Origin of the sequence: Spirosoma aureum (assembly GCF_011604685.1) — a bacterium.
GTDB classification, from domain to species: Bacteria; Bacteroidota; Bacteroidia; order Cytophagales; family Spirosomataceae; genus Spirosoma; species Spirosoma aureum.
In genome coordinates this window covers 5,136,482-5,160,702 of record NZ_CP050063.1, presented here as the reverse complement: position 1 = coordinate 5,160,702, position 24,221 = coordinate 5,136,482, and the positions used below count along the sequence as shown (strand labels likewise).

At 47.0% G+C, this 24,221-nt stretch carries 18 protein-coding genes and 1 pseudogene; 6 read left to right on the top strand and 13 right to left on the bottom strand.

Annotation, left to right across the window (positions count from 1 at the left end; genetic code table 11):
* Positions 1 to 8: 8 nt before the first annotated feature.
* On the bottom strand, positions 9 to 1,070 hold the full coding sequence (locus G8759_RS20575; RefSeq protein WP_232073885.1) for an alpha/beta fold hydrolase: 1,062 nt from the start codon (positions 1,068 to 1,070) through the stop codon (positions 9 to 11).
* A gap of 89 nt (positions 1,071 to 1,159) precedes the next feature.
* Here G8759_RS20575 and G8759_RS20570 point away from each other — a divergent pair, with 89 nt between their 5' ends.
* Positions 1,160 to 1,549, top strand: coding sequence for a hypothetical protein (locus G8759_RS20570; protein ID WP_167211713.1), 390 nt, complete (start codon positions 1,160 to 1,162; stop codon positions 1,547 to 1,549).
* A gap of 104 nt (positions 1,550 to 1,653) precedes the next feature.
* Here G8759_RS20570 and G8759_RS20565 read toward each other — a convergent pair whose 3' ends face one another.
* From G8759_RS20565 to G8759_RS20555, 3 genes are all read right to left on the bottom strand, one after another.
* Positions 1,654 to 2,046 carry a hypothetical protein gene (locus G8759_RS20565; RefSeq protein WP_167211710.1) on the bottom strand — a complete coding sequence of 131 codons (393 nt, stop codon included), beginning with the start codon at positions 2,044 to 2,046 and terminating at the stop codon, positions 1,654 to 1,656.
* 346 nt (positions 2,047 to 2,392) lie between these two features.
* Positions 2,393 to 3,163 carry a LytR/AlgR family response regulator transcription factor gene (locus tag G8759_RS20560; protein ID WP_167211707.1) on the bottom strand — a complete coding sequence of 257 codons (771 nt, stop codon included), beginning with the start codon at positions 3,161 to 3,163 and terminating at the stop codon, positions 2,393 to 2,395.
* Positions 3,160 to 4,227 (bottom strand): sensor histidine kinase, encoded by a 1,068-nt coding sequence (locus G8759_RS20555; RefSeq protein ID WP_167211704.1) that lies wholly within the window; start codon positions 4,225 to 4,227, stop codon positions 3,160 to 3,162. The genes G8759_RS20560 and G8759_RS20555 overlap by 4 nt, the downstream gene beginning before the upstream one ends.
* A 256-nt stretch (positions 4,228 to 4,483) precedes the next feature.
* Between G8759_RS20555 and G8759_RS20550 the strand changes: the two genes are divergently transcribed.
* From G8759_RS20550 to hisS, 5 genes and pseudogenes are all read left to right on the top strand, one after another.
* On the top strand, positions 4,484 to 7,099 hold the full coding sequence (locus G8759_RS20550; protein WP_167211701.1) for a TonB-dependent receptor domain-containing protein: 2,616 nt from the start codon (positions 4,484 to 4,486) through the stop codon (positions 7,097 to 7,099).
* A gap of 72 nt (positions 7,100 to 7,171) precedes the next feature.
* Positions 7,172 to 7,771, top strand: coding sequence for a YceI family protein (locus tag G8759_RS20545; RefSeq protein ID WP_167211698.1), 600 nt, complete (start codon positions 7,172 to 7,174; stop codon positions 7,769 to 7,771).
* 176 nt (positions 7,772 to 7,947) lie between these two features.
* Complete coding sequence (locus G8759_RS20540; RefSeq protein ID WP_167211695.1) at positions 7,948 to 9,060, top strand: hypothetical protein; 1,113 nt, start codon at positions 7,948 to 7,950, stop codon at positions 9,058 to 9,060.
* 16 nt (positions 9,061 to 9,076) lie between these two features.
* Positions 9,077 to 10,165, top strand: a complete 1,089-nt coding sequence (locus G8759_RS20535; protein WP_167211692.1) for an Ig-like domain-containing protein — start codon at positions 9,077 to 9,079, stop codon at positions 10,163 to 10,165.
* 58 nt (positions 10,166 to 10,223) lie between these two features.
* Positions 10,224 to 11,587: pseudogene (gene hisS / locus G8759_RS20530) on the top strand (histidine--tRNA ligase).
* 163 nt (positions 11,588 to 11,750) lie between these two features.
* Here hisS and G8759_RS20525 read toward each other — a convergent pair.
* The 9 genes from G8759_RS20525 to G8759_RS20485 all read right to left on the bottom strand — a co-directional run bounded on the left by G8759_RS20525 (position 11,751) and on the right by G8759_RS20485 (position 24,200).
* Positions 11,751 to 12,161 (bottom strand): ester cyclase, encoded by a 411-nt coding sequence (locus G8759_RS20525; RefSeq protein WP_167211690.1) that lies wholly within the window; start codon positions 12,159 to 12,161, stop codon positions 11,751 to 11,753.
* 215 nt (positions 12,162 to 12,376) lie between these two features.
* On the bottom strand, positions 12,377 to 13,249 hold the full coding sequence (locus G8759_RS20520; RefSeq protein ID WP_167211686.1) for an alpha/beta hydrolase: 873 nt from the start codon (positions 13,247 to 13,249) through the stop codon (positions 12,377 to 12,379).
* Between the two features lie 404 nt (positions 13,250 to 13,653).
* Positions 13,654 to 14,418 carry a uroporphyrinogen-III C-methyltransferase gene (gene cobA / locus G8759_RS20515; RefSeq protein WP_167211683.1) on the bottom strand — a complete coding sequence of 255 codons (765 nt, stop codon included), beginning with the start codon at positions 14,416 to 14,418 and terminating at the stop codon, positions 13,654 to 13,656.
* 47 nt (positions 14,419 to 14,465) lie between these two features.
* Positions 14,466 to 16,625, bottom strand: coding sequence for a nitrite/sulfite reductase (locus G8759_RS20510; RefSeq protein ID WP_167211680.1), 2,160 nt, complete (start codon positions 16,623 to 16,625; stop codon positions 14,466 to 14,468).
* Between the two features lie 310 nt (positions 16,626 to 16,935).
* A complete protein-coding gene (locus tag G8759_RS20505; protein WP_167211677.1) occupies positions 16,936 to 19,266 on the bottom strand; it encodes a GAF domain-containing protein in 2,331 nt (776 codons plus the stop codon).
* Positions 19,267 to 19,575: 309 nt separating this feature from the next.
* The gene (locus G8759_RS20500) at positions 19,576 to 20,841 is read right to left on the bottom strand and encodes a sulfate adenylyltransferase subunit 1 (RefSeq protein WP_167211673.1); all 1,266 of its coding nucleotides are present in this window, start codon (positions 20,839 to 20,841) and stop codon (positions 19,576 to 19,578) included.
* A 91-nt stretch (positions 20,842 to 20,932) separates the two neighbouring features.
* The gene (gene cysD, locus G8759_RS20495) at positions 20,933 to 21,835 is read right to left on the bottom strand and encodes a sulfate adenylyltransferase subunit CysD (protein WP_167211669.1); all 903 of its coding nucleotides are present in this window, start codon (positions 21,833 to 21,835) and stop codon (positions 20,933 to 20,935) included.
* A gap of 74 nt (positions 21,836 to 21,909) precedes the next feature.
* The gene (locus G8759_RS20490; RefSeq protein ID WP_167211666.1) at positions 21,910 to 22,626 is read right to left on the bottom strand and encodes a phosphoadenylyl-sulfate reductase; all 717 of its coding nucleotides are present in this window, start codon (positions 22,624 to 22,626) and stop codon (positions 21,910 to 21,912) included.
* 380 nt (positions 22,627 to 23,006) lie between these two features.
* Positions 23,007 to 24,200 (bottom strand): trans-sulfuration enzyme family protein, encoded by a 1,194-nt coding sequence (locus tag G8759_RS20485; protein WP_167211663.1) that lies wholly within the window; start codon positions 24,198 to 24,200, stop codon positions 23,007 to 23,009.
* Between the last annotated feature and the right edge of the window lie 21 nt (positions 24,201 to 24,221).

Here is a 24,221-nt window from a genome sequence, read left to right as displayed (position 1 = left end):
TGGTTACACTATTGAGTTAGAAATTTTCGTAAAGCCGCGTTATACTCATCGCTTGCATTCAGGTAAGGAAAGTGCCCTTTATGGTGAAAGGTATGGACTTGCGCCGTTGAGTAGTATTGTTTCAGTTGGGCACGCAGATCTGGGGAAACAAGCGGATCATTATCGGATTCCATGATCAGCAATGGAACCCTTGTCTGTTTCCCATCAACTGGCTGAAATTTATCGACAACGCAATCGTATCGGGCAAGAAACTGCGCTTTCGACATGCGACCGTATGTGTTTTCGAGCAATTGAGCCTTCGCCAGTGGATTGTTTTCGGAGGCAGGCAACACCTGATCGAATAGATTCTGACGCAGGCTATTCATAACTACCCATTCGGGTGCCCAGGTGGCCACGGCTATTTTTGATTTATTCTTTTCTTCGAGAATATCGTTTTTCGGAAACGTATTGCCGAGCACCGCTTTTTCAACCCGTTTGGGATATGTAGCCAGTAAATATTGGGTCAGATAACCGCCCAGTGAACTACCGACGACCACGGTAGAATCAATTTTTTCTTTATCGAGGATAGTGATAATTCCCCGGCCCAGATCGGGCAGATTATCAACGGGCGGGTAGGTAACGCTAACGACCCGATAATCGTGACTGAACTCCGCCATTTGCTGCCACCAGAAGTCATAACCACCCGTCATGCCATGCAGGAAAAGAATTGTTTTGGGGCCGCTACCCAATACCAGATAAGGCCAGTCATAACCACTGGCGTTAATCGAACGGGTTGGTATCTCCCTGAATTTTGCCAGCTTATTGATAAGCCTTTTATCAGGCCCGTCATATAAGTCAGGCGCATCCTTTTTAGGTGTTGGAATGAGATAAACAGCCAGAACGAGCAGGAGCGGCATTAACCAGAGTAATCGTTTGTTCATGACTGCTTCCTGCGTGACGTTTGGCGTAAGAAAATACGTAAAGCCTGTAATGATAAGCACTTTAGCTGAATCATTCTGCGTTTCCTGTCTTCTTGCAATTTTTGTCTCGAAAAGTTCTACCTGTGTTGTGATCTTAGCTCGTTCAGGCAATCAAATTGAAGTAAATCGATAAATTTCTGATGTTTGGTAAAACAAAAACGAGCCTCTTGGTTAACTCTTTACGAACCAGAACAAACATCATGAAACGAACCTTACTTATGACAATCATTCTTCTTTCTGCCGGAATTTGCGGTGCTCAACAACTGCCCAAAGACGCAAAAACGGCCTCAGACAGTATCATGATTACAATTTTCCTGAAGCATCAGCAGGACAAAAACCTGAAGACGATTCAGGAAATTCAGGAAAAGAACAAGTTTCTGGAAATGTTTCCGCCGAAAGAAGCGCGCGTTGTGTCGTGGTATGTAATGATGGGAATTGGGCAGGTAGTCACGGTCAAAATTCCGGCAAAAGACCTCCGAGCGTTGAATCTGACAATTGAAAACGGGGCATGGGGAGCCTATACGACGGAGTTTTATCCGACCTATGATTTTGTTCCGGTCTGGCAGAATGCGCTCAAGAGTAAGAAATAGAGACTACAGAAACGGATCTGATTTACAGTAATTTAGCTCAACTCATGTTAGTTAATGTCAATACTGTTTGGCTCTTTCAATGAATCGAATCTAAGTTCACAAAATCAAACATCTAGACTGGGTTCCTGTCGGAAGAGCATCCCCGCCCAACCAGCTAGGATGAGCGCCATGAAGACCTGAACCCAGGCAAGAGAGGTTTCGACCCTGTTAAGAATGGCCATTAAATGAATGACAATTAGGGCCAGATTCGATAAAAGGCTAAACAAGAGCATTACTTTACGTCCTAAGGATGGACCTGCATTTCGGATATACCAGCACGCAACGCCGGTTACCATCAGTAGAGATCCCCAACCCTGGGACAGTAGTTTTGCCCCTTCATTAATCCAGGAAGGATTTGTCAGGTATTGATCACCCATAAAATTGGGTGCAAAAGTAAGCCCCAATCCAAACAGCAAGCAGAGGATGGCTACGACTGTAAACAGATTTCTGGCATTCATGATATAGGAGAGTTTAGGATGTACGATTCGTCAAGCCATAACCTTTCTAGTTGAACCAGAGCCCCTATTTTGCCCGATTCTATGCTAGATAATGATTGCCTGTTGCTGTTTTTGATTTCCCCGAATGTATAAAAAGAAGGTGATTTGTTTAAAATATAACGTATTGATAAACAGGGAGGAACGATTATGTAATTATTTCTGAAAAGCGGTGTTTTAACTATTTTTTCACTTGTGACAAGCTTAAGGAATTGAACGGCCTTTCGCAAACAAGATTATTTAAAGGTGTAACTAATCAGCAGATGTAGAAGTAAACTGGGATCACGGTTCTAAGTTGCGGCTAATGGATTTATAACCAGCGGCTAATGAACTGGCCAAAAGTGTCCTTGTATTGATCGCTGACGGGAATCAGGACGGACCCGATCTGCACCGAATTGCGCGTGACGGCACTGATCCGATCCAGGGCAACGATATAGGATCGATGCACCCGCATAAAGTATCTGGCAGGTAATTTTTCTTCGAGTGCTTTGAGGCTCGTTAAGGACAACAGCGGCTTGTCGGGGTCGCTCTGACGGTATACTTTTACGTAATCCTTCAAGCCTTCAATATACAGAATGTCGTTGTAAGCGATGCGAACTAACTGATATTCAACTTTTAGAAACAGAAAATCGTCGAGCACTTCGGCCGGGGAAATTGCTGGAGAAGGCAGGATTGCTGGCGAAGTATCAACACGTTGCACCAACTCGAAATACTGGCGGGCTTTCGTGGCCGCCCGTAAAAACTCTTCATAGTTGAAAGGCTTCAACAGATAATCCAGCGCATCTACCCGAAATCCATCAATGGCAAACTGATCGAAAGCGGTCGTAAAGACAATTCGTGTGGTAAGCGCACCCCGATTGCTGCGTTCCAGAACGCGGGCCAGTTCAAGCCCGGTCAGATCAGGCATCTGAATGTCGAGGAAAATAACATCAACCGGACCTGACAAGAGACCCTGCAACGCTTCAACGGCACTGCTGTAGCGACCAACTAATTGCAGGAACGGCGTTTTTTCGATAAAGGCACAAACCAGACCCAGAGCGAGTGGTTCATCATCGACCGCAATGCAGGTAAGGGTCGTCATGATAGATTGAGGGTTAGATGCACATGGTACTCGCCGGCGGGTGTATGCTCATTGATAGCCAGAACGTACTGATCCGGATAAAGCAGATCGAGCCGCCGGCGGGTGTTGGTTAGCCCAATGCCGTTCCCTGCTTCGAGCGAGGGTGTTTTTTCGGCAAACAGGGTGTTCCGAACATCCAGCAAAAGCTTGTTCTGCTGCTGCTGGAGGGTTATTGTGATCCAACTTGGTTGGAGCGCACTGACGCCGTGTTTAAATGCATTTTCGACGAATGGCAACAGGAGCATGGGCGCAATCGGCTGATCATGAAGCGGATTTGGTGAATTGAGGGTAACGGTAACCTTATCGGTTAGACGAAGCTGCATGAGCTGAATGTAGTCGCCGACAAAGGACAGTTCCTTACTTAGCAGCGTTGTACCCGCCTGGGTATCGTACAAAACATAGCGCATCATCCGTGAGAGCCGGTGCAGCGCTTCGCGGGCGGTCTCCACGTCGAGTAAGGTCAAGGCGTAGATGTTGTTGAGGGTATTGAAAAAAAAGTGCGGGTTAATCTGAGCCTTCAGAAACGAGAGTTCGGATGTTGTTTTTGCCTGCTCCAGTGCCAGCCGAAGATTGGTGTCGGTTTGCCACTTTTGCAGCAAAGCCATGCTAGTGCTAATGCCTAAAACCAAAAGAATCGTAAAAACAGCCGGTTGAATCCAGCCATAGAATTTAGGCTGACCCTTTCCATCCGGATGAAAAGCCCGGTGTACCAGAATGGGTAAATTAAACCAGGATTCAATACACCACAAGATGAAAAGGATGGAAATAACGATGCCTGCCAGTACCAGCAGATAACGGCCGGTTTGGCCGGATAGCAAGAAACGGGGTACTAAAAGTTGGGAGTTCAGGTAAAAGGTACCTACCATCAGGCCGAAAAAAATGCCTTGCCTGATCCAGAATAAATCAGGTAGATGGATTTCGGAATTGAACGATTGGGAGAAAAAAAGCAGGTAACCCAGTAATCCCCAGCCCAGCAGATGGCTCAGTAATGAAACGTATCGGCGTGAAAATCGGGTAGCAGCCATAAGTTAAGATCAGAAGCTACAAGTTTACATCAAAACGCTAACTCCTGGACAAGCAATCGCTTGCTACCCCAAATTTGCCGATAGTTAGGCCATTTGGATCGATAGATTGGCTCAAAACCGATTTAGTGCCTGTCAATTTCGTTCCATCGGCTAAAATAGGGTATCTGTCGACGTTTATATCCCGGCTGTCTATTCGATTTTTATGCTCGCGGGAATAGCTGTTGTTTTGGGCTCTCAACCTGAAATGCTGCCGACAATGACGAAACGATTCCTGCTTTTTATACTCACACTTGGACTTTGCCTGACAGAGATCCAGACCACATACGCTCAGTTTGGCCCTCCTGGCGGTGGTCCCGGCGGCCCTGGTGGTTTCGGCGGACAGGATAACCGACGTAAGAAAGAGTTCACGGGTGTAGCCGAAGAAACCCCTAAAGGAAATGGCAAAATAGCGGGTATCCTGGTCGATTCGACCTCGGGTAAACCCGTTGAATTTGCTACGGTTGCCCTCATCAATGTAAAAACCAATAAGCCCATCGATGGCACAACGTCTGATGCCAAGGGCCACTTCGCACTCACCAAACTGGCTCCGGGCGATTACCGGCTTCAATACTCGTTCATAGGCTACAAAAATCTGGATTCCAAGCCATTTACGGTCTCAAAAGGTACTGATCTTAATCTGGGCTCCGTAAAAATTCAGGCCGACGTGCGCACGCTTGGCGAAGTGACCGTAACAGGTCAGGCGGCTCTGATTGAAGAAAAAGTGGATCGGCTCGTCTTCAACGCCGATAAAGATATAACGGCCAAAGGGGGTGATGCGTCGGATGTGCTGAAGCGCGTGCCAATGCTGTCAGTTGATCTGGATGGTAATGTTAGCCTGCGTGGAAGCCAGAACATCCGGGTTCTGATCAACAACAAACCCTCAACGATTGTGGCGGCCAATGTAGCGGATGCGCTTAAGCAACTGCCCGCCGATATGATTAAATCCGTGGAAGTGATCACCAGCCCGTCGGCCAAATACGACGCCGAAGGAGCCGCCGGAATTATCAACATCGTCACGAAAAAGAATACCCTGCATGGCCTTACCCTGAACGTTGACGCTGGTGCTGGGCTACGTGCCTCCAACCTGGGTTTGAATGGATCGTATCGGCAGGGGAAATTAGGACTTACCCTCGGTGGTTTTGGTCGGGCCATGTATAACCGGGCCTCCTCGACCCTCGATCAAACCACACTCTCCGGCACACAGGCCCTGCGAACCAGTCAGCAGGCTTCCGCTTTCGATAAGCCACTTTTCGGTCAGTATACGCTGGGCATCGACTACGACCTGGCTAAAGATCAGTCTTTATCGGCCAATATCCGGTATGGTACCCGTAATTTCGTTCAGCAACAAAATCAGCTGACCAGTACGTTCGCCGGTGAAACGCTGCTGGGTATGACCAACCGCGATGTAGACCGGAAGGATCTGTCTAATTCGGTGGATATGAACCTGGATTATGTTCGTACGTTCAAGCCTCAGCAGGAATGGAGTATTTCCACACAATATAGCCGCACCGGATTAACCAATAACTTTTATGCAGATATATTGGGACAAACGGGTGAATTGACGGGTCGCCAGCGAAATCTGAACAATAATACCAATCAGGAAATCACCTTCCAGACTGACTATCAGACGCCAATCCGGAAAAACCAGTTGCTGGAATTCGGGGGTAAGGCCATTATGCGCCAGGTAGACAGCCATTATCAGTACCAGATAGGCGGCAGTACCGGTGAGTTGGTCTTTGATCCGACAAATCCATCGGGAGCACTTAAATATAACCAGAACATCGGTGCGGGCTATATTTCGTATACCTACGTTACGCCGAGTAAATACACATTTAAAGTCGGTACCCGCTATGAGCACACGGGGATAACGGCTACGGCGAACGAAAATACGCCCCTGAATATCCCCAATTACAGTAATCTGGTGCCAAGCGTTAACGTGTCGAAAGGTTTGAAGGGCGGAAGCACACTCAAGGCCGCCTATAACCGTCGGATTCAACGGCCGGGTCTGCAACAGCTGAATCCCAATGTGAATGCGGCTAACCCACAAATGATTATGGTGGGGAATCCCAATCTAAGCCCCGAACTGACTGACAATGTCGAACTGAGTTTAAGTTCGACCATTAAGAAAACGTACCTGAATGCTGCGGTATTTGGCCGGTTAACCAACAATGCCATTTCACAGATTCGGATACCAGCCGATACGCTGACCACCGGCTTTCCGGCAGGGAGCATCATCACCACGTATCAGAACATTGGTGTGCAGCGTACGGTCGGTGCCAGTGTCTTCTTCAATACCAATCTTACTTCGAAATGGAGCCTGAATGGCGGTCTGGATGGCTACTACATGTACATGCAGGGGCTGACACCCGGCGCGGATGGAAAATCAGTGACGATCAGCAACACGGGCGTAAGCATCGGGGGGCGGTTGATGAGTCAGTTGCAACTCGACAAGGGCTGGAGCGCACAGGTGTTTAGCTTCTTTCGTGGACCGATGCCACAGTTACAGGGCACGATGGGGAGTTTCTATATGTACTCGCTGGGTGTTCGAAAAGACCTGGCTAATAAGCGGGGAAGTATCGGACTGGCGGCAGAAAATTTTATCGGGAATGGCGTGACCATGCGCACCAACCTGAACTCTCCGCTGCTTTCTCAGGTAAACGTTACCCACCTCTACAACCAGAATATAAAGATTACGTTCAATTACCGGATTGGCAAAATGACCTTCGAAGAGCCCCGCCGGAAATCACGCTCTGTGAGTAACGACGACGTAAAAGGCGAAGGTGATGGAGGTGGTCAGCCACAAGCAGCACCGGCTGGCAGTCGCCCCAAATAAGCTAACCAGCCTAAAGTGTATTTTCTAGTTCAAGTAATGCCGATTCACTTTTACCATAAAACCTGTACACGTATGAAATCATTGTTCGTTACCATCGTTAGCTTATTTTCCTTGTCAGCGGCCTATGCCCAAACCTGGTCGGTCGATAAAGCCCACTCTCGGGCAGGGTTTACAGTGACCCACAATTTATTAGCGGAGGTAGACGGTAATTTTAAAACGTTTGATGCCAAAATTACCGCAGCTAAGCCCGATTTATCCGATGCCGTTTTTGAATTTACGGCCGATGTGAACAGCATCAGCACCGACAACGAACGCCGGGATAATCACCTGAAAAGCCCCGATTTTTTCGATGCCGCCAAATTCCCGACCCTGACTTTCAAAAGCACATCGTTCAAGAAAGTAGAAGGTAAGAAATACAAAATAACCGGCGATCTGACCATGCATGGTGTAACGAAACCCATAACGTTGGATGCGACCATGACTGGCCCGGTTATGATGAAAGGCATGGGTGGCAAAGAGCAGGAAAAAGCCGGTTTTAAAATCAACAGCACACTGAAACGTTCCGATTTTAGCGTGGGCACTATTCCGGTAGTGGTTGTCAGCGATGAGGTAGAAATTAAAGTTAATGGCGAATTTGCCAAACAGGATGGCGCCGTAGCCGAAAAGAAATAACACCTTACGAATTCTGGTGTCACCCTGGTTTGCGTTGCGTCAAGCCAGGGTTTTTGCTTTAGCCTAAGAAAAGCTTATGAACTCAATTAGTATGCGTAGAAACGTACGCTAATCTGCTTATATTCACGCAGTAAACCCATTATCAACGTAGTTATAAGAAACTAACCTTTACAAACATGAAAAAAATATATTCCGTACTTGCAGTAGGCTTAGTCGGGCTGCTATTACTGGCTACAACTACCCGCTCAGCCCGTAATCAATATGGGTTCTTAATCGGAACCCCCAGCATTAAATCAATCAACGCGCTGACGTTTGGCCCCGATGGGATTCTGTTTATCGGCGATGGAAAAAGTGCAACGGTTTTTGCCATCGACACCAAAGATGCCGCACTGGTCGAAAAGCCTAATCCGATCGATATTAAAAATATAGATCAGAAGATTGCTGCCCTTTTAGGGACCGAAGTGAAAAACATTACGATTCAGGACATTGCCGTCAATCCAAAGTCGAAGAACGTCTACTGTGCCGTACAACACAGTGATGGTACGCCCGTTTTGCTTAGGATTGAGGGCGATAAAATCTCCGCCGTTTCGCTGGACGCCATTCCGTTTTCAACACTGGCCCTGACGAACGTTCCTGCTGAAGATGCTAAAGATAAGCGGGGCGAATCATTACGGGTTGCCGCCATTTCCGACATGGGGTATGCAGACGGGAAAGTGATGGTCAGCGGGTTGTCGAATCAGGAGTTCGGATCTACATTTCGTAGCATTCCGTTTCCGTTTACAAACGCCCAGGACCAGGCCTCACTCGAAATATACCATGCAGCACACGGCAAATATGAAACGATGGCTCCGATCAAGACCTTCACAACAACCGAAATAAAGGGCAAAAAATACCTGTTGGCCAGCTACACCTGTACGCCTTTGGTGTTGTTTCCGCTCGACGAGTTAAAGGCCGGAAGCCATGTAAAAGGAAGAACTGTTGCTGAGATGGGTAGCGGCAACCAGCCACTGGATATCATCACCCTGAAGAAAGGCAATGAATCCTTCCTGATCATGGCCAACTCAAGTCGGCCGGTATTTAAAGTTCGATACAAGAATATTGAAGCATATCAGGGCTCATTGACGACACCCGTAGTCGAAAATTTTGCTACCGCCGGGGTGGACTTTGTATCGCTTCCTTTGACCAACGTGATCCAGCTCGACAAACTGGATGATACGCGAATGATCTTACTTCAGCGTCGATCAAACGGTAATCTTGATCTTTGGACCTCCAATGATTGGTTATTATAAGCATTCATGGCTCTATATGATCAGGTTACACGCGCTGTGTAGCCTGATTTTTTTTGCTTTCTGTCTGCTGACGAGTTGTCAACAGCCGGAAGATACCGGATTCGCAATCCGTTGGGATGGCAATCGTGCGGCCGGACTGGTTATTCCTCAACAAGTTGCTAAATCTGTTTCGGCGGATTCGCTATCGCAACTGCTATCGGTGCGGCTGGGCAACAAAGAGACGGCCATTTTGGGTAACTACAAACGGGTTGGCGATGATATTGTTTTTCAGCCACTTATTCCATTCACCCGTAGCCTGACCTATACGGTTTGGCTGCGCGACAAACGCCTGGGCGATCTCACCATTCCAGCTCTGGCAAAGGGCAACAAGCCCGCTTTACTGGCTATTTATCCTTCTCAGGATTCACTGCCGGACAATTTGCTGAAAATCTACCTGCATTTTTCCCGGCCTATGCAGGAAGGGCAATCGCAGAAGTATGTTGCCATCCTGAAAAATAACACCGATACCTTGCCCGGTGTATTTCTTAATCTCCAGCCTGAACTCTGGAACGCCGACCGAAGCGTTCTTACACTTTGGCTGGACCCCGGCCGAATCAAACGCGATTTACAGCCTAACAAACGATTAGGGGCCCCTTTGCAAAAGGCCGTTCACTATCAACTGGTTGTTTCATCTGATTGGCCCGATCAGCAGGGCGCGATTTTGGGCAAAACTTCTACAAAATCATTTTTAACGGTACAACGGGATAGCCTTTCTCCCAATCCGGCGCGATGGACAATCAATCAGCCCCAATTAGAAAGTGTGCAACCCCTGGTCGTCACGTTCGGGGAGGCTCTTGATTACAGTCTCCTGATCGAAACGCTGCATGTCTCTGGCGAAAATGGGGAAACGATATCAGGAACGTGGCAAACCGGCGATGAAGAAAAACGAGCCCAATTTAAGCCTACTGAGCCGTGGAGGGCTGGCAAGTACCGATTGCAAATTGAGGGGCGACTGGAAGATCTGGCGGGCAATAACCTGAACCGCCCTTTCGATCGCGACGTGACTCGTAAGGACCTATCGGTAAATTCCCGTTCGTTCGTTGAGCGTGTATTTAGTGTGCGATAACCTGGGGCTTTCCTAAATCAAACTCATTTTATTCCGCCCTCATCCGTAATTTTGTGGGATGAAACCATCACTTGTTAAAGGAACGCGTGACTTTGGGCCGGAGCAGATGAGCAAACGGCTTTTTATATTCGATACCATTCGACAGACCTTCAAACGTTTTGGCTTTTTGCCGCTCGAAACGCCATCCATGGAAAACCTGTCGGTGCTGACCGGCAAATACGGCGATGAGGGCGATCAGCTTCTCTTCAAGATACTTAACTCCGGCGATTTTGCCGCTAATCTGACCGAAGCTGACTTACAGGATGGCTCGAAAAAGATGACTACAAAAATTGCCGAAAAAGGACTGCGCTACGATCTGACGGTTCCTTTTGCCCGATATGTGGTCATGAACCGCAATAATTTGGCTTTACCGTTTAAACGCTACCAGATGCAACCCGTCTGGCGGGCTGATCGGCCGCAGAAAGGACGTTATCGCGAGTTTTACCAGTGCGACGCCGATGTAGTCGGTACAGATTCGCTGCTTTGTGAGGCTGAAATCGTCCTGATGATCCATGAGGTTTTCCGGAACCTGGGTGTTGCCGATTTTACGTTAAAGATCAACAATCGCAAAATTCTGGCTGGCATTGCTGAGGTCATCGGAGCACCGGGAAAAGAAGGATTGTTAAGCGTAGCGATTGACAAATTAGATAAGATCGGAAAAGAAAAAGTTCTGGATGAACTGCGCGAGCGTGGCTTTTCGGAGGAATCCGTTGGTAGGCTTGATCCGATGTTTGAGTTGGGTGGTCAGGAAGTATGGCAGGTGATAAATCAACTGAAAACGTGGCTTTCGACCTCGGAAACGGCTAGCCAGGGAATTGCCGAACTGGAACAGACCCTTCAGTTGGTTGATCAGTATGGGCTGACTGATTCTCAGGTTGAAATTGACCCAACATTAGCGCGTGGACTTTCTTATTACACCGGTGCCATATTTGAAGTGAAAGCAAACGGCGTTTCCATTGGGAGTGTCAGCGGGGGGGACGCTACGATAACCTGACAGGTGCATTCGGCATGCCGGGGCTGTCGGGAGTGGGAATTTCGTTTGGCGTAGACCGGATTTACGACGTCATGGATGAGCTTAAACTGTTCCCGGCTTCGGCAGGACAGGGAACGCACGTACTCATTGTTCCATTCGATGAAGCCGCTCGTTCGGTTGCCTTGCCTTTATTGAACAGGCTTCGTAGTGCCGATATCGCTGCGGAAGCCTATCCCAATCTGGCAAAAGTTAAGAAAATGCTCGATTACGCCAATGCCAAGGCGATTCCTTATGTCGTACTGATTGGTTCGGAAGAAGTGCAGACTGGCCTATTGTCGATCAAGAACATGGTAACGGGCGAGCAACAGAAGGTAAGCGCGGATGCTGTTGTAGCGCATGTAAGCAAATAAGCTAGCAGGCTATCCCTAAGTTTGTTAGCATCAGGGCTTTTGGTAGAAGGTGTGCCACGGTTTAAAACCGTGGCACACCTTCTACCAAAAGCCCTAAGTATTTTACACGTTTAGGAAGAAGAATATGGATTGATGAATGGCAATTCGTCAGCTTTCTTTTTGCTTAAGGTTCGCCAACAGGAGTTAGTTTCTGACCAAGTTGCTGATACAGTTCAAGAAAGTCATAGTTATTCCAAGCCTCATCAATTTTTCCATCTTTAGTTCTGACCATACACATGCCGGAGAAAGTTACATTTTTACCCGTTTGCGTGTGAATGGCATGGACAGTTGTTCTCGCTGCTTCCATGTTTTCTTGCGAAATTACATCATCAATCTCAATGCGAACCGATTGAAATTGACTTCTAAATCCTCTGAAGAAAATTTTAAATCCCTCTGGGCCTTTCGGTTGGTCTGCTGTTAAGATTCCAATGGCAGCAGACTCTGAAGTCATTAACTGATCGATTGCATCTTCGTTGTCTTCGTTCCAGACTTCATTGAACCATTTGTAAAGAACTGTAGAAGTAGCGGTTCTCATAATAAATAGTCTTTAGAATGTATAAAAGAGGAACTAGTTGTAAGTGGATTTATTAAACTATTCTATTCTATTCATGTATTTTGTACTATACAAAATTCTTGATCCGTGAGCCTAATATAGGGAAAAAATAAATATTGGTAAATTTTAAAATGGTATTATTCTATTATCATACCTGAACAGTCATGTAGTTGGCCTATTTGCGGGTATTTCTATGTTTATTTAACACTATGAATCACAGGATATAAAAGCCGTAATGCATTGAAAACAGCCTGATGGGTTACTGTGGCATGGTCTTCCTGAGGTAAATAGTCAAAATGAACCGTTACCTGGCTGCTTTCCGAGCTCCTGAGTTTGTCTGCAAGCAGATTGGCATCCACTTCCATAACGCGTGGAATCGTACCCGGTGTAAGTCCTTCTTTCCCGACACCTATATAAATGTCTGTTTTCTCTGGAAAATCTTTCTGTAAAAGGGCTGATTTATTAGCTAACAAAGAACCATTATCCCACCATAAACTTGGGCTTACTATAATGTACTTATTGAAAAGTAATGGTTTTTTTAATAAAATTTCAGTGGCTAATAACCCCCCAAGGGATTGCCCAATAATTGTTTTTGACGAATTAGTTCTGTATTTGGCTTGAATATAGGGCTGCAATTCCTTTTCTATAAAATTAAAAAACTTGTCTGAATGACCCGAAGTTGGATACTTTTTCAGGTCTTCGGCATTGGTGGTTGGAAACGTAAAATCTCTCCTTCTGTCGATATTAGCAATACCAACAATAATTGATTTAGGTACCCGGTTTATCCAGGCAAAGTTATTAAACTGATACAGCCCGATAATATGAATAAAATCTTCGTCTGCCGAACCATCCAGCAAATAAACGACAGGATATTTCGCCGTATCGTTTTTCGTATAACCCTCAGGTAGGTAAATGTTTAGGGTTCTCGTTTCCGATAATTCTGTTGATACAATTTGATCAATGACGCCAAGAATAAAGAGTTGAGTCTGGTCAATCTTTTTGACTTTATTCGATTGTCCAAATGAGAGAATTGTACAGAAAAATAACGCTACTGATACGACTATTTTCATCGTTTATGTTGCTTTGCTAAACTATTGATAATGAGTGTGTTGGTATTTATTAAGTTAACCGAAAAGCATGCTTAGATATATTCTCAACGGAATATAGAAAAGATTTAGCACCTTTTTAAATAGGCCTTAGCGTGCTTTGTGATTAAATTGAATCTCATTATAGCTTTAAAAAATAAGTTTAAGCTGGTTAAATAATAATCAGTATCCGGATTTTGTTTTTGCGCATTATTCCTTTGCGGCATGTCTTGGGCGATTTCTTAATACTGACCTCACTTCAACTCATCGACTGCTTAACTGACGGATTCTAGGTTCAATAGTATAGCTATAAATACCAAAAACCTGTAGAGTGCCAGCAATGGCGTTCTCCACAGGTTTTGCAAATGTAAACAGGCATTGCCTGTGCTTTATTTCGTTTCTGACAGATGCTGGCTGATCGCTTCTGCTACCGCCGTTGTCTGGCTGTTTGGCAGGCCAGCCACTTCACCCACAACAATAATAGCCGGATTCCCGATTCCCGTTTCGTTTACTTTTTCCATGATCGTTTCCACGTTTCCAATCACGATCTGTTCGTCGGGTAATGTGCCGTTCTGGATGATGGCAACCGGCGTTTCTGTTTTGCCAAAGTCTGTAAAAACGGACATGATTTCAGCTAGTTTGTGCATACCCATCAATACGACAACTGTTGCCGACGACTGAGCTGCCAACCGAAGATCAGCTGATAACTGTCCGGCTTTTGTTGTACCGGTAACTACCCAGAAACTTTCCGATAAACCCCGCGTTGTAAGGGGAATGCCTGCTGAGGCCGGAACGGCATAACTGCTTGATATACCGGGAACGACGGCCGTTTCAATACCATGCTGACGAGCAAATTCGATCTCTTCGTAACCTCTGCCAAACACAAATGAATCACCCCCTTTAAGCCGTACGACATGGCCATATTGCCGGGCATAATGTACGATTAATGGGTTAATATCTTCCTGCATGCACGAATAGGCACCCCGGCGTTTGCCGACGTAAACTTTCAACGCATCAGGACGGCAATGATCGAGCAGAGCGGGATGAACAAGGGCGTCGTACATGATCACATCAGCAGCCTGTAACGCCCGAATTCCTTTTACCGTTATCAAATCCGGATCACCAGGTCCGGCTCCTACAAGAGTGAGTTTCATTGACTGATTGAATTATTGACTGACTGAATGTTTCAGTCAGTCAATTCTTAGCTATCCTGCGCCTGCGTTAATTCCTGCAATTCGGGAATGCCTTCCAGCTCAATCTGAGTTTCGCGGTAGGCTTGAACGGCTTGCAGGAAGGCTTCGGCCTGCGCGATAAACTGACGCGCAAACGTTTCAGATGGCTCCTGTTTATTGATACTGAATACGAGCGTTTTAAAGTCGCCTTCGGCCTGATGGAAATCAGGTTCGCCAAGGAACGTTTTGTCAAAATCGCTCACAATGCCATGCTGCGTGTTTGTCGGAACATCGCGGCTCATGAGAGCTGCTCGGGCACCGGTAATGAACACATTATAGGCATGGTAGATTGCATCGGCCCAACGACTTTCGGTCAGGGCTTCGCGCGCCCAGCCCAGTTTTTCGCTGGCTTCAGTCAGTGTCGTTGCGACAAGATCGATCAGAACACTGGCGCATTCGCCGATACCCACTTCGGTAACGTACTGTTCGGTATGATCCCAGTCGATATAATCACTGTCTACCAGTGTTTTCAGATCTGCCAAAGGTTTAAGCAGCTGGTAGAAATAGTTCTTCCCCTGACGAGCGTAATAATCGCTGTAGTACTCGCCATCGAAGGCATTGGCTTCAAAATCACGTAGCAAAAATCGGAGCGAATGAGGGCCACGTTTAGCCGGAATCTTAATGACTTTATCGGCAATCAGTCCTTCACCTTTACCATTAAAGCCACCACCGAGCAGTACCTGTAAGGCTGGCAGAACGTATGCGCCATTTTTAAGCGACGAACCGTGATAGCCGATATTGGCAACGGAGTGTTGCCCACAGCCATTCATGCAGCCCGAGATTTTGATCTTGATATCGTCGTTAAAAACAAGGTCAGGAAACTCGTCGTGCATCATCTGCTCCAGGGCCCGAGTGATACCGTAACTGCTCGAAATGGCCAGATTACAGGTATCCGTACCAGGGCAGGTTGTAATATCGGCAGTCGTGTCGAAGCCGGGTTCAGCCAGACCTAACGCGTCGAGCGCTTCAAAAACAGCCGTGAGGTTCTCCGGACGAATATAACGAAGTAAATAACCCTGGTTGACGGTCACCCGAATGTCGTCGGCGGCATACTGCTTCACAATCTGTGCCAGTGCACGGGCCGTATCTGAATGCATGTCGCCGAGTAAAACCCGCAGCTGAACGGCATACCAACCCGCCTGTTTTTGCTCAAATACATTCGTTTTGAACCAGGTGCTAAGCTTTGAGTTTTGACTCTGCTCAGGGCCGATGGTCAACTGATAATTGCTGGCTTCCGGACGTTCGGCGTATTGGTCCGACACCGAAAACTGTGAACTGTCAACCAAAAATGCTTTATTTTTTATGGCTGGCGTCTCTTCGTCAATGCGCCGAAGCAGTTCCTCAAGACCAATGTCATTCAGGAGGTACTTCATCCGGGCTTTGTGCCGTTTCTGCCGCTCGCCGTAGCGATCAAATACGCGGATAACTCCCTCAATAAAAGGAATAACGCGCTCTTCTTCCAGAAATTCAAACGCAGTTTGTGCTGAAAATGGCTGTGCGCCCAGACCTCCGCCAAGCATAACCTTGAAACCACGCTGGCCGTCCTGAATCCGTGCTACCAAACCCACATCGTGCATGTAGCCGTAGGCCGAATCCTTCTCACTCGATGAGAGCGAAATCTTGAATTTCCGGCCCATATCCTGACAGATTGGATTGCGCAGGAAATAGTCAAATATGGAATAGGCGTAGGGCGTAATATCAAACGGTTCGCTTGGATCAACGCCTGCGCGTGCCGAACCCGTTACGTTCCGAACCGTGTTACCACAGGCCTCTTTTAGTGTAATGCCGGCGTCTTCAAGATCGGCCCAGAGTTGGGGAGAATCGGCCAGTTTGACGAAGTGAAGCTGGATATCCTGACGTGTTGTCGCGTGTAAATTGCCTGTCGCGTACTTATCCGACAGGTCGGCAATCCGGATGAGCTGGTCAGCCGTAATACGACCGTGGGGCAGTTTGATGCGAATCATCTGCACACCAGGTTGCCGCTGCCCATACACGCCCCGTGTGAGCCGGAATTTCCGGAACGCTTCGTCGGCTATATCGCCAGACTGGAACGTGCTTATCTTCTTTTCCAGATCCAGAATATCGCGCCTGGCGGCTTCGCTAACCTTGTCGGTAAGTTGGATAGACATAAGTATTAAACTCTATAGATTTGATCAACTAATTCATTTGAACAAAACGCCGTTTTTAACCGGCGTTACTAGTTCAGGGTGATTTCCATGTACAATAATAAAGGAAATTTTGGCGGATTGGGTTCAACGGATGCCCAACTTTTGGTTATGGACGATAAGGATTGGTTATGACTAGTCGACAGGTTGATAACTTGTAGACAGGCAGTAATGCCCACACTATTAGATTGATAGGCGATTTTATCGATTGGCGTTTCCAATGAAAATCAGACTTGGCCAGGGCACTCATTCCTCGGGTATTAATCAGGACTGTTTAACTAACGGATAAACGTACAACTCCCTCGTATTTTAGTTTAGCCCGTAACAGTTTTAGCCCGGAGATTCCCTGCAAATCTTCAACCTCAACGTTTGTTATCTCTTCTTCCAGCAGGTTCAGTTGCTGCAACTGGCGAAGATAATAAGTATAAGCCAGTTCATCGGCGTCATTAATATAAACAATAGAAAGATGACCAGCCTGCGTTATTCGTTCGGTCGTTCCATTTATAAGCGCTTTATCGATGCGTTTCTTAACGATTTCATAGCGCACATTATAACTTCCATCGACATCAAATCGCTTTTCATCCATACGAAATCGTATCCCGATCGTTGACGGGTAGACCAGAACCAGTGCCGTTACCTCCAGCGGATAAGGTAAACTAGGCAAAAGTTGCTGGTGAGCTATGAACTGTTCACAAAGTACGCGAAGCTGCCACAACCGTAACTGATTCAGCTTTTCTTCGTCAAATTCATGGGTAGGGGCAATGGATTGGCCAACATATAAATTATGCTCAACGCCATCGGTTTTAAATCGCTCGTAATAATGGGGAAAAATGGCCTGGGCTTCTGATTGCCGCTTATCGAGCAGGTCGGCCAGAGTATCGTTAATTCTTGACATAGTCGTTTCATACCGTCGGCGACAGGCATGAAAGGTCCCTTTTTCCTTAATTGTTTCAGCGAAATAAGCATTTATTTCGGGCAATAGGTCAGCACTGGCCAGTTGCCGTAAACGATTATGAATAGTTCGTTCTATATACATCGTAATGTGCTGTTCCGTGCTGGCTTTCATACCCATCGAAAGCTCAGTCAGGAAATCCGATAATTGCTGCTGCGCTTCCTGGAAATAGCCAGACTCAGCTGGTAATTGCACGCTTAGTCCTTCTAAAAGTGTAACCAGTGTTTTAAGCTGTTGTTGCAGATCATGCTGAACACTCTCGTTCCGTGCTTCCGATGAGCCTTTCACATCGATCTGTCCATAGAGGGGGTATACGGCCGGAAAGGTGATTTCGCTCACGGCTGAGAGGGCACCCGATTGCGAAACTTCAATAAGTCGTTGTGCCTCGGCCCTGAATTTCCAGTTGACGCTGGGGTGAATAGCCGTAAACCTGTCCTGAATAATGGCCTGAATCTGGTTTTCCATCTGGGCAATCAGCCGTTCAACGGTGTCCGTTAAAAAAGACATAATTACCTCCAGCTTGTTGGCATTGACACTATTGAGCTTTTGGGGCAAAGGCGAACCAATCTCCAGAACACCTAATAAAACTTGATTTTTAACAACTGGAGCAAGAATAAAACTATGAATATTTTGGGATAAAAAGCGACTCGCTAACTGACTCTCAGGATGTTCGGCCAGAAAGTCGGCAGTATTTGACGCGGCAACGTATACTCGCTCATAAACCAGGCTATGATACGTGTAGGAACCTAACTCATCTTCGGCTGTATAAGAATGACCATTGGCTACGATAAAACTAAACATAGGGTGCCCAAAAGCGGCCCTCGTAAATCGGTATTGGTCTGATTTAAAGAGTGAAAACCCAACTTTAAGATCGGGAATCTGGAAAATTGACTGGAAGATTGACTCAATATTAATATGAAAATCGACTGCACTTAATCCCAGTAATTTCTCTTTAAATAAGGAAACCGCGTTCTCAACTGTGGCATCGAAAAGAGTCATGATTGCAAAACCTTTCAGAAGCCAACTCTCTTTAGGAAATTTCTCTTTCCACAAATCCAGGTCATTATACCTGTCTAATAAAAGGCTAATATCGTCCTGCGAAAGCTTTATTGCCTTTTCAGTAGGAAGTATCTCCAGAAAATCACCATTATACAGAATTCGGTAATGCTTAATGATGCCATCTCTGGTTGGAATATCAAAGAACAGGGGCTTACTGAAATCGAGCTGGGTGTTATAGTGTTGATTCAGGATAAGACAGCAACTGCTAATATAAAATTGATTCTCCTCGAAATCCCGGATATTGATTGTAAAGTCTGGCCCGGCCGCGTTAAGAATGTTTTTGAATCGCTGGGTGTGGTTGAAAATAATTCCAGAATAGGGGACGTTGACGGCCTTAATTTCATTCAGCGTCAGAGCGGCCGGGAAATAATCGGCCAATAGGCTGCTAATCAGCTCGGTATTCTGCGTAATCTGAGAAGCTTTTGTGATTCCGTTTCGCAGTTCGGGATAAGCGGAGAGTTTATCAAGTAAATCTAGTACCCCGCGAGATTCTTCACCAGTGGTTTCGGCAGCCTTCTTTTCCAGATTCGTAATGATCGGATCGAAACACAATTGTACCTGAAATGGAGCGTCCGGGAAAGCGAATAGGTTCATCGTATAGGGATTTACGGCCTTAACCTACTGCCAATAAAGCATTGAGCTCTTGCTGATTGGATTACCCGGTTTATCGACCCTATTAAATTTTCCAGGATTTACCGGTGAATATCGTTATGCTAAGATCGCTCAGATAGGCTACAGTAGATTGGCATGAATTTACGATAGAAACCCGCCTGGTTTATACTGAAGCTGAAAATCAATTTCAGCTATACCGATGTCGTGAACGACTAGCTCACTAAACGGATAAATCGCCTTACCAGGCATGTAACAGACCGGAATCAATATATGCCTGGTAAGACGATTTATCTAGGCTTCGCCCACAAGCATCAATGCGCCCACAGTTACATTCGAGGTCTCATCAATCAGGATGGCTCCGCCTGTAGCGCGGTTTTTTTGATACGGATCGAAACTTATGGGCTGGGCTGTACGGAGAACTACCTTGGCTAAATCGTTCAATTTGAGGCTATCTACGCCATCGATTTCTTCGTATGTATTGATGTTTAGTTGATAGGCAATTGACCGTACGGAGCAACGTGTCCGGGAAGTGCCCACCTGTAAAACGTATTTATTACCAACCTTAAACTCTTTGGTATCCATCCAGCAAAGCATTGCTTCGACAGTCTGGCTACTGATAGGTTGGATATCGGATCGTACGATGAGGTCGCCCCGGCTAATATCGACATCCGTTGCCAGGTGTAAAACAACTGACATCGGCGTAACGGCCTCATCCAGCTGGGTTTCAGCTATTTCGATGGCATCAATAGTCGATGTTTCTCCGGAAGGTAATACCGTGATTGCATCGCCTTTGCGAAAGATACCACTGGTTATTTTACCCGCATAGCCCCGATAATCGTGTAACTCGGCAGTTTGTGGGCGGATCACATACTGAACTGGAAAACGACCCGGATGATGATCTTCCGTCTCTCCGTTGGCATCGTCATCGATCACTACCGTTTCCAGGTGTTCAAGTAAAGTCTGGCCTTCATACCAGGGCATCGTTTCTGACCGATCGACAACATTATCGCCATTGAGCGCACTCATTGGAATGTATGTGACATGATGAACATTCAGCTTTTTCGCTAGCTCAGCGTACTGAATGCAGATATCGGAGAACACATTCTGAGAATAGCCAACCAGATCCATCTTATTGATTGCCACAACAATGTGCGGAATGCCAAGAAGCGAAGCAATCAGCGAATGCCGACGGGTCTGTTCAGCCACGCCATGCCGGGCGTCGACCAGAACAATAGCTAACTGACAGTTCGATGCACCCGTCACCATGTTGCGGGTATACTGAATATGACCCGGCGCGTCCACAATGATGAACTTCCGTTTCGGTGTCTGGAAATAGCGATAAGCGACGTCGATCGTAATCCCCTGTTCGCGCTCCGAGCGAAGGCCATCGGTCAACAAGGCCAGGTCAATTTCGCCGTCGTCGCGGCTTTTGCTGGCTCGTTCGATCGCTTCGAGCTGGTCGGCCAGAATGGATTTAGAATCGTAAAGAAGCCGCCCGATGAGCGTACTTTTGCCGTCGTCTACCGAACCGGCGGTTATAAATCGTAAAAGATCCATTAACTCAATGAGTGATTGAGTGAACGAGTGAATAAGTGAATGATTTTGCGGCTGTTACTATTCGCGCATTCGCTCATTCAATCATTCACAATTAAAAATAGCCGCCTTTTTTGCGGTCTTCCATGGCTGCTTCGCTGAGTTGATCATCCATGCGGGTTTCGCCCCGTTCGGAGATGCGCGTAGCCTGAATTTCGTCTATAACTGCGTCGAGCGTATCGGCCTGCGATTCAGAAGCCGCCGTGCAGGAAATATCACCCACTGTGCGGAAGCGCACACGCCGGGTCACGAGCTGATCATCGGCTTCGGGTTTGATAACTCCACCGGCAGTGGCCATTAGTTTACCATCGCGGATGAGTAATTCGCGTTCATGAGCGAAATAAATGCTGGGCAATTCGATCTTTTCGCGCCGGATGTAATTCCAGACGTCAAGTTCAGTCCAGTTCGAGATCGGGAATACACGCACATTTTCGCCCTTATGTATCCGTCCATTGTATAAGTTCCAAAGTTCAGGACGCTGGCGTTTCGGATCCCAGGAGCCAAACTCATCCCGTACAGAGAAAACGCGCTCCTTAGCCCGTGCTTTCTCTTCGTCGCGTCGTGCACCTCCAATACAGGCATCGAATTCAAATTCTTCAATGGTATCGAGCAAAGTGAAGGTTTGCAGGCCGTTTCGGGTCGCATTCCGGCCCGTTGGCTCCTTGAGTTTTTTCTCGCGGATCGTGTCCTCAACGTACCGGACAATGAGTTTTTCGCCGAACCGTTCGGCCAGGTTATCGCGGTAATCGAGTGCTTCCTGAAAGTTATGGCCCGTATCGATGTGCACGAGTGGAAACGGAAATTTCCCCGGTCTGAAGGCTTTCAAGGCAAGATGGACCAGGGTAATGGAATCCTTGCCACCCGAAAACAGCAGCGCGGGACGCTCAAATTGACCGGCAACCTCCCGCATAATGTGGATGGCTTCGGATTCGAGCTGATCTAAATAATCGAGTTTCATTCGTTTAATGAGTGAAAGAGCAAATGAGCGAAAGAGTGGAGAACAATCGCTCAGTCACTCTTTCACCTTTACGCTCATTTAACATGTAATCCACACTCTTTCTTCGAGTTATCTTCCCACCACCAGCGGCCAGCACGGAAATCTTCGCCGGGTTGAATGGCGCGGGTACAGGGCTGACAACCGATACTGACGAAACCCCGGTCATGGAGCGGGTTATATGGTACGTTATGGTCTTTTACGTATTGTTTCACCTCCTCAAACGTCCAGTCCATCAGCGGATGAAATTTAAAGAGGCTGTGAGAATCGTCCCATTCGAGTTGGGTCATGGTCTGTCGGTTAGCCGACTGTTCGGCCCGAATGCCCGTAATCCAGATTTTCTGCCCTTTCAGTGCCCGGTTCAATGGTTCTATTTTACGAATACCGCAACACTCTTTCCGATTCTCGACCGAGTCATAAAAGCTGTATGGGCCTTTTGTCGTCATTAATGTCTCAACGGCATCCGCTTTCGGGAAGTAGGCTTCAATCTTTGCATCATACCGGTCGTTCGTTTTCTTCCAGACTGAGTAAGTTTCTGAAAACATCCGACCCGTATCAAGGGTGAAAATCTTGATAGGAATATCATTGGCCAGAATCAGGTCTGTTATGACCTGATCTTCGTAACCCAGACTAGTCGAAAAAATAACCTCGCCCGGAAATAGCTCGGACAGTGTTCGCAGTGCTTCAATATTGCTCAGGCCGTGTAATCGCCCGGCCAGACTTTCGAGCGTATAGGTGGTAGGTTCGGCAATCATAATTTCTGTTTTATTGATACGGCCCTACGGTTTTAGCCAACTGGCGGGCAGCACCAAGAATTTCCAAAACAATCACATTGTTCCCTAATGACGTTAATTCATCCGGTTTAGTTTCCACATGAATGTGCTTTGCAGACTACGCAAACGGGTCAGTGGCAAGGGCTTCAGGCTATGAAACTTCGCTGGCCTGTTCTTATTTTTGTCTTACAGCCGAATCCGCATTCGGACTTCATACACCGTAAAGTCATAACCCGTTTGCCCGTCTAATTTCCCGTCTTTTCGGGCAAAAAACCTGTTCCGGGAAACCTGAATGCTCGTCTGTTCAAACGGCCAAGAAAAAAGTTGTCAACCCCCCAACGCTTAGCCGTGTGACGCATACGTTAGGCGACTTTCTCTTTAACCACTTCGGCAGATTTTTCTACTGCCTGCGTGAAATCCTCGATCAGATCCTCAATCGCTTCCAGACCCACCGAAATACGAATGAGGCCCGGCGTAATACCTAAGGCAGCCTTTTCGTCAGGCTTCAATTTGGCATGTGTCGTTGTGTTCGGGTTCGTTACAATGGTACGCGAATCGCCGAGATTTGATGAAAGGGTAGGAATAGTCAATGCATCGAAGAATGCTTTCACACGCTCGAATCCACCTTCAAGCTCGATCGTTACAATGGCGCCACCCGCGCTCATCTGCCGCTTGGCCAGATCATATTGTGGATGGGAGGGAAGGAATGGATACAGCACCCGTTCAACTTCGGCGTGTGTATCCAGCGCTTCGGCCAGTTGCAGCGCATTGCGACAATGACGCTCCATACGTAAATCAAGCGTTTCCAGACTTTTCGATAAGATCCAGGCATTAAACGGAGATAGCGACGGCCCCGTATGCCGCGCAAAGAACCGAATCGGCTGAATCAATTCTTTTGAGCCAACAACGATACCACCCAGTACACGTCCCTGACCATCCATAAATTTGGTAGCCGAATGAATCGATAAATCGGCGCCAAAATCAATTGGGGTTTGCAGAATGGGAGTGGCAAAGCAATTGTCGACGTTCAGAATAAAGCCGTATTTCTTTTTCAATCGGCTCAGCATTTCCAGATCAACCAGTTCAAGACCTGGATTCGAGGGAGTTTCCAGGTAGACCATCCGGGTGTTGGGTTGCATGGCAGCTTCCCATTCCGCTTCGGAGGCTGTGGCGTCTACATAGGTATGTGTAATGCCCCATTTGCTGAGAATCTGCGTGATGATCTGATGGGCCGATCCGAACAAGGCCCGACAGGCCACCAGATGATCACCTGATTTTAATAAACCAGCCATACTCGCAAACACGGCCGCCATGCCCGTACCGGTGGCAATGCCATCTTCGGCATTTTCCAACATGCAGACCTTATCGACAAACTCGGTCACGTTCGGGTTCGAGAAGCGCGAGTAAATATTGCCTTCTTCGGTTTCTTCAAACAAGGCTTTTCCCTGTTCGGCACTTTCGAAGGCAAAACTTGATGTTAGATACAGCGGTACAGAATGTTCGCGATTTTGCGATTTCTGCGCCTGAGTACGGATGGCTTTGGTTTGTTTTTTCATACTTATCTGAGCCAGATTTCA

Bases quoted from the DNA above. Each gene is read 5' to 3' on its own strand.
- G8759_RS20570 (WP_167211713.1), top strand. From the start codon at position 1,160: ATGAAACGAACCTTACTTATGACAATCATTCTTCTTTCTGCCGGAATT.
- G8759_RS20565 (WP_167211710.1), bottom strand. From the start codon at position 2,046: ATGAATGCCAGAAATCTGTTTACAGTCGTAGCCATCCTCTGCTTGCTG.
- G8759_RS20560 (WP_167211707.1), bottom strand. From the start codon at position 3,163: ATGACGACCCTTACCTGCATTGCGGTCGATGATGAACCACTCGCTCTG.
- G8759_RS20555 (WP_167211704.1), bottom strand. From the start codon at position 4,227: ATGGCTGCTACCCGATTTTCACGCCGATACGTTTCATTACTGAGCCAT.
- G8759_RS20550 (WP_167211701.1), top strand. From the start codon at position 4,484: ATGACGAAACGATTCCTGCTTTTTATACTCACACTTGGACTTTGCCTG.
- G8759_RS20545 (WP_167211698.1), top strand. From the start codon at position 7,172: ATGAAATCATTGTTCGTTACCATCGTTAGCTTATTTTCCTTGTCAGCG.
- G8759_RS20540 (WP_167211695.1), top strand. From the start codon at position 7,948: ATGAAAAAAATATATTCCGTACTTGCAGTAGGCTTAGTCGGGCTGCTA.
- G8759_RS20535 (WP_167211692.1), top strand. From the start codon at position 9,077: ATGATCAGGTTACACGCGCTGTGTAGCCTGATTTTTTTTGCTTTCTGT.
- G8759_RS20525 (WP_167211690.1), bottom strand. From the start codon at position 12,161: ATGAGAACCGCTACTTCTACAGTTCTTTACAAATGGTTCAATGAAGTC.
- G8759_RS20520 (WP_167211686.1), bottom strand. From the start codon at position 13,249: ATGAAAATAGTCGTATCAGTAGCGTTATTTTTCTGTACAATTCTCTCA.
- cobA (WP_167211683.1), bottom strand. From the start codon at position 14,418: ATGAAACTCACTCTTGTAGGAGCCGGACCTGGTGATCCGGATTTGATA.
- G8759_RS20510 (WP_167211680.1), bottom strand. From the start codon at position 16,625: ATGTCTATCCAACTTACCGACAAGGTTAGCGAAGCCGCCAGGCGCGAT.
- G8759_RS20505 (WP_167211677.1), bottom strand. From the start codon at position 19,266: ATGAACCTATTCGCTTTCCCGGACGCTCCATTTCAGGTACAATTGTGT.
- G8759_RS20500 (WP_167211673.1), bottom strand. From the start codon at position 20,841: ATGGATCTTTTACGATTTATAACCGCCGGTTCGGTAGACGACGGCAAA.
- cysD (WP_167211669.1), bottom strand. From the start codon at position 21,835: ATGAAACTCGATTATTTAGATCAGCTCGAATCCGAAGCCATCCACATT.
- G8759_RS20490 (WP_167211666.1), bottom strand. From the start codon at position 22,626: ATGATTGCCGAACCTACCACCTATACGCTCGAAAGTCTGGCCGGGCGA.
- G8759_RS20485 (WP_167211663.1), bottom strand. From the start codon at position 24,200: ATGAAAAAACAAACCAAAGCCATCCGTACTCAGGCGCAGAAATCGCAA.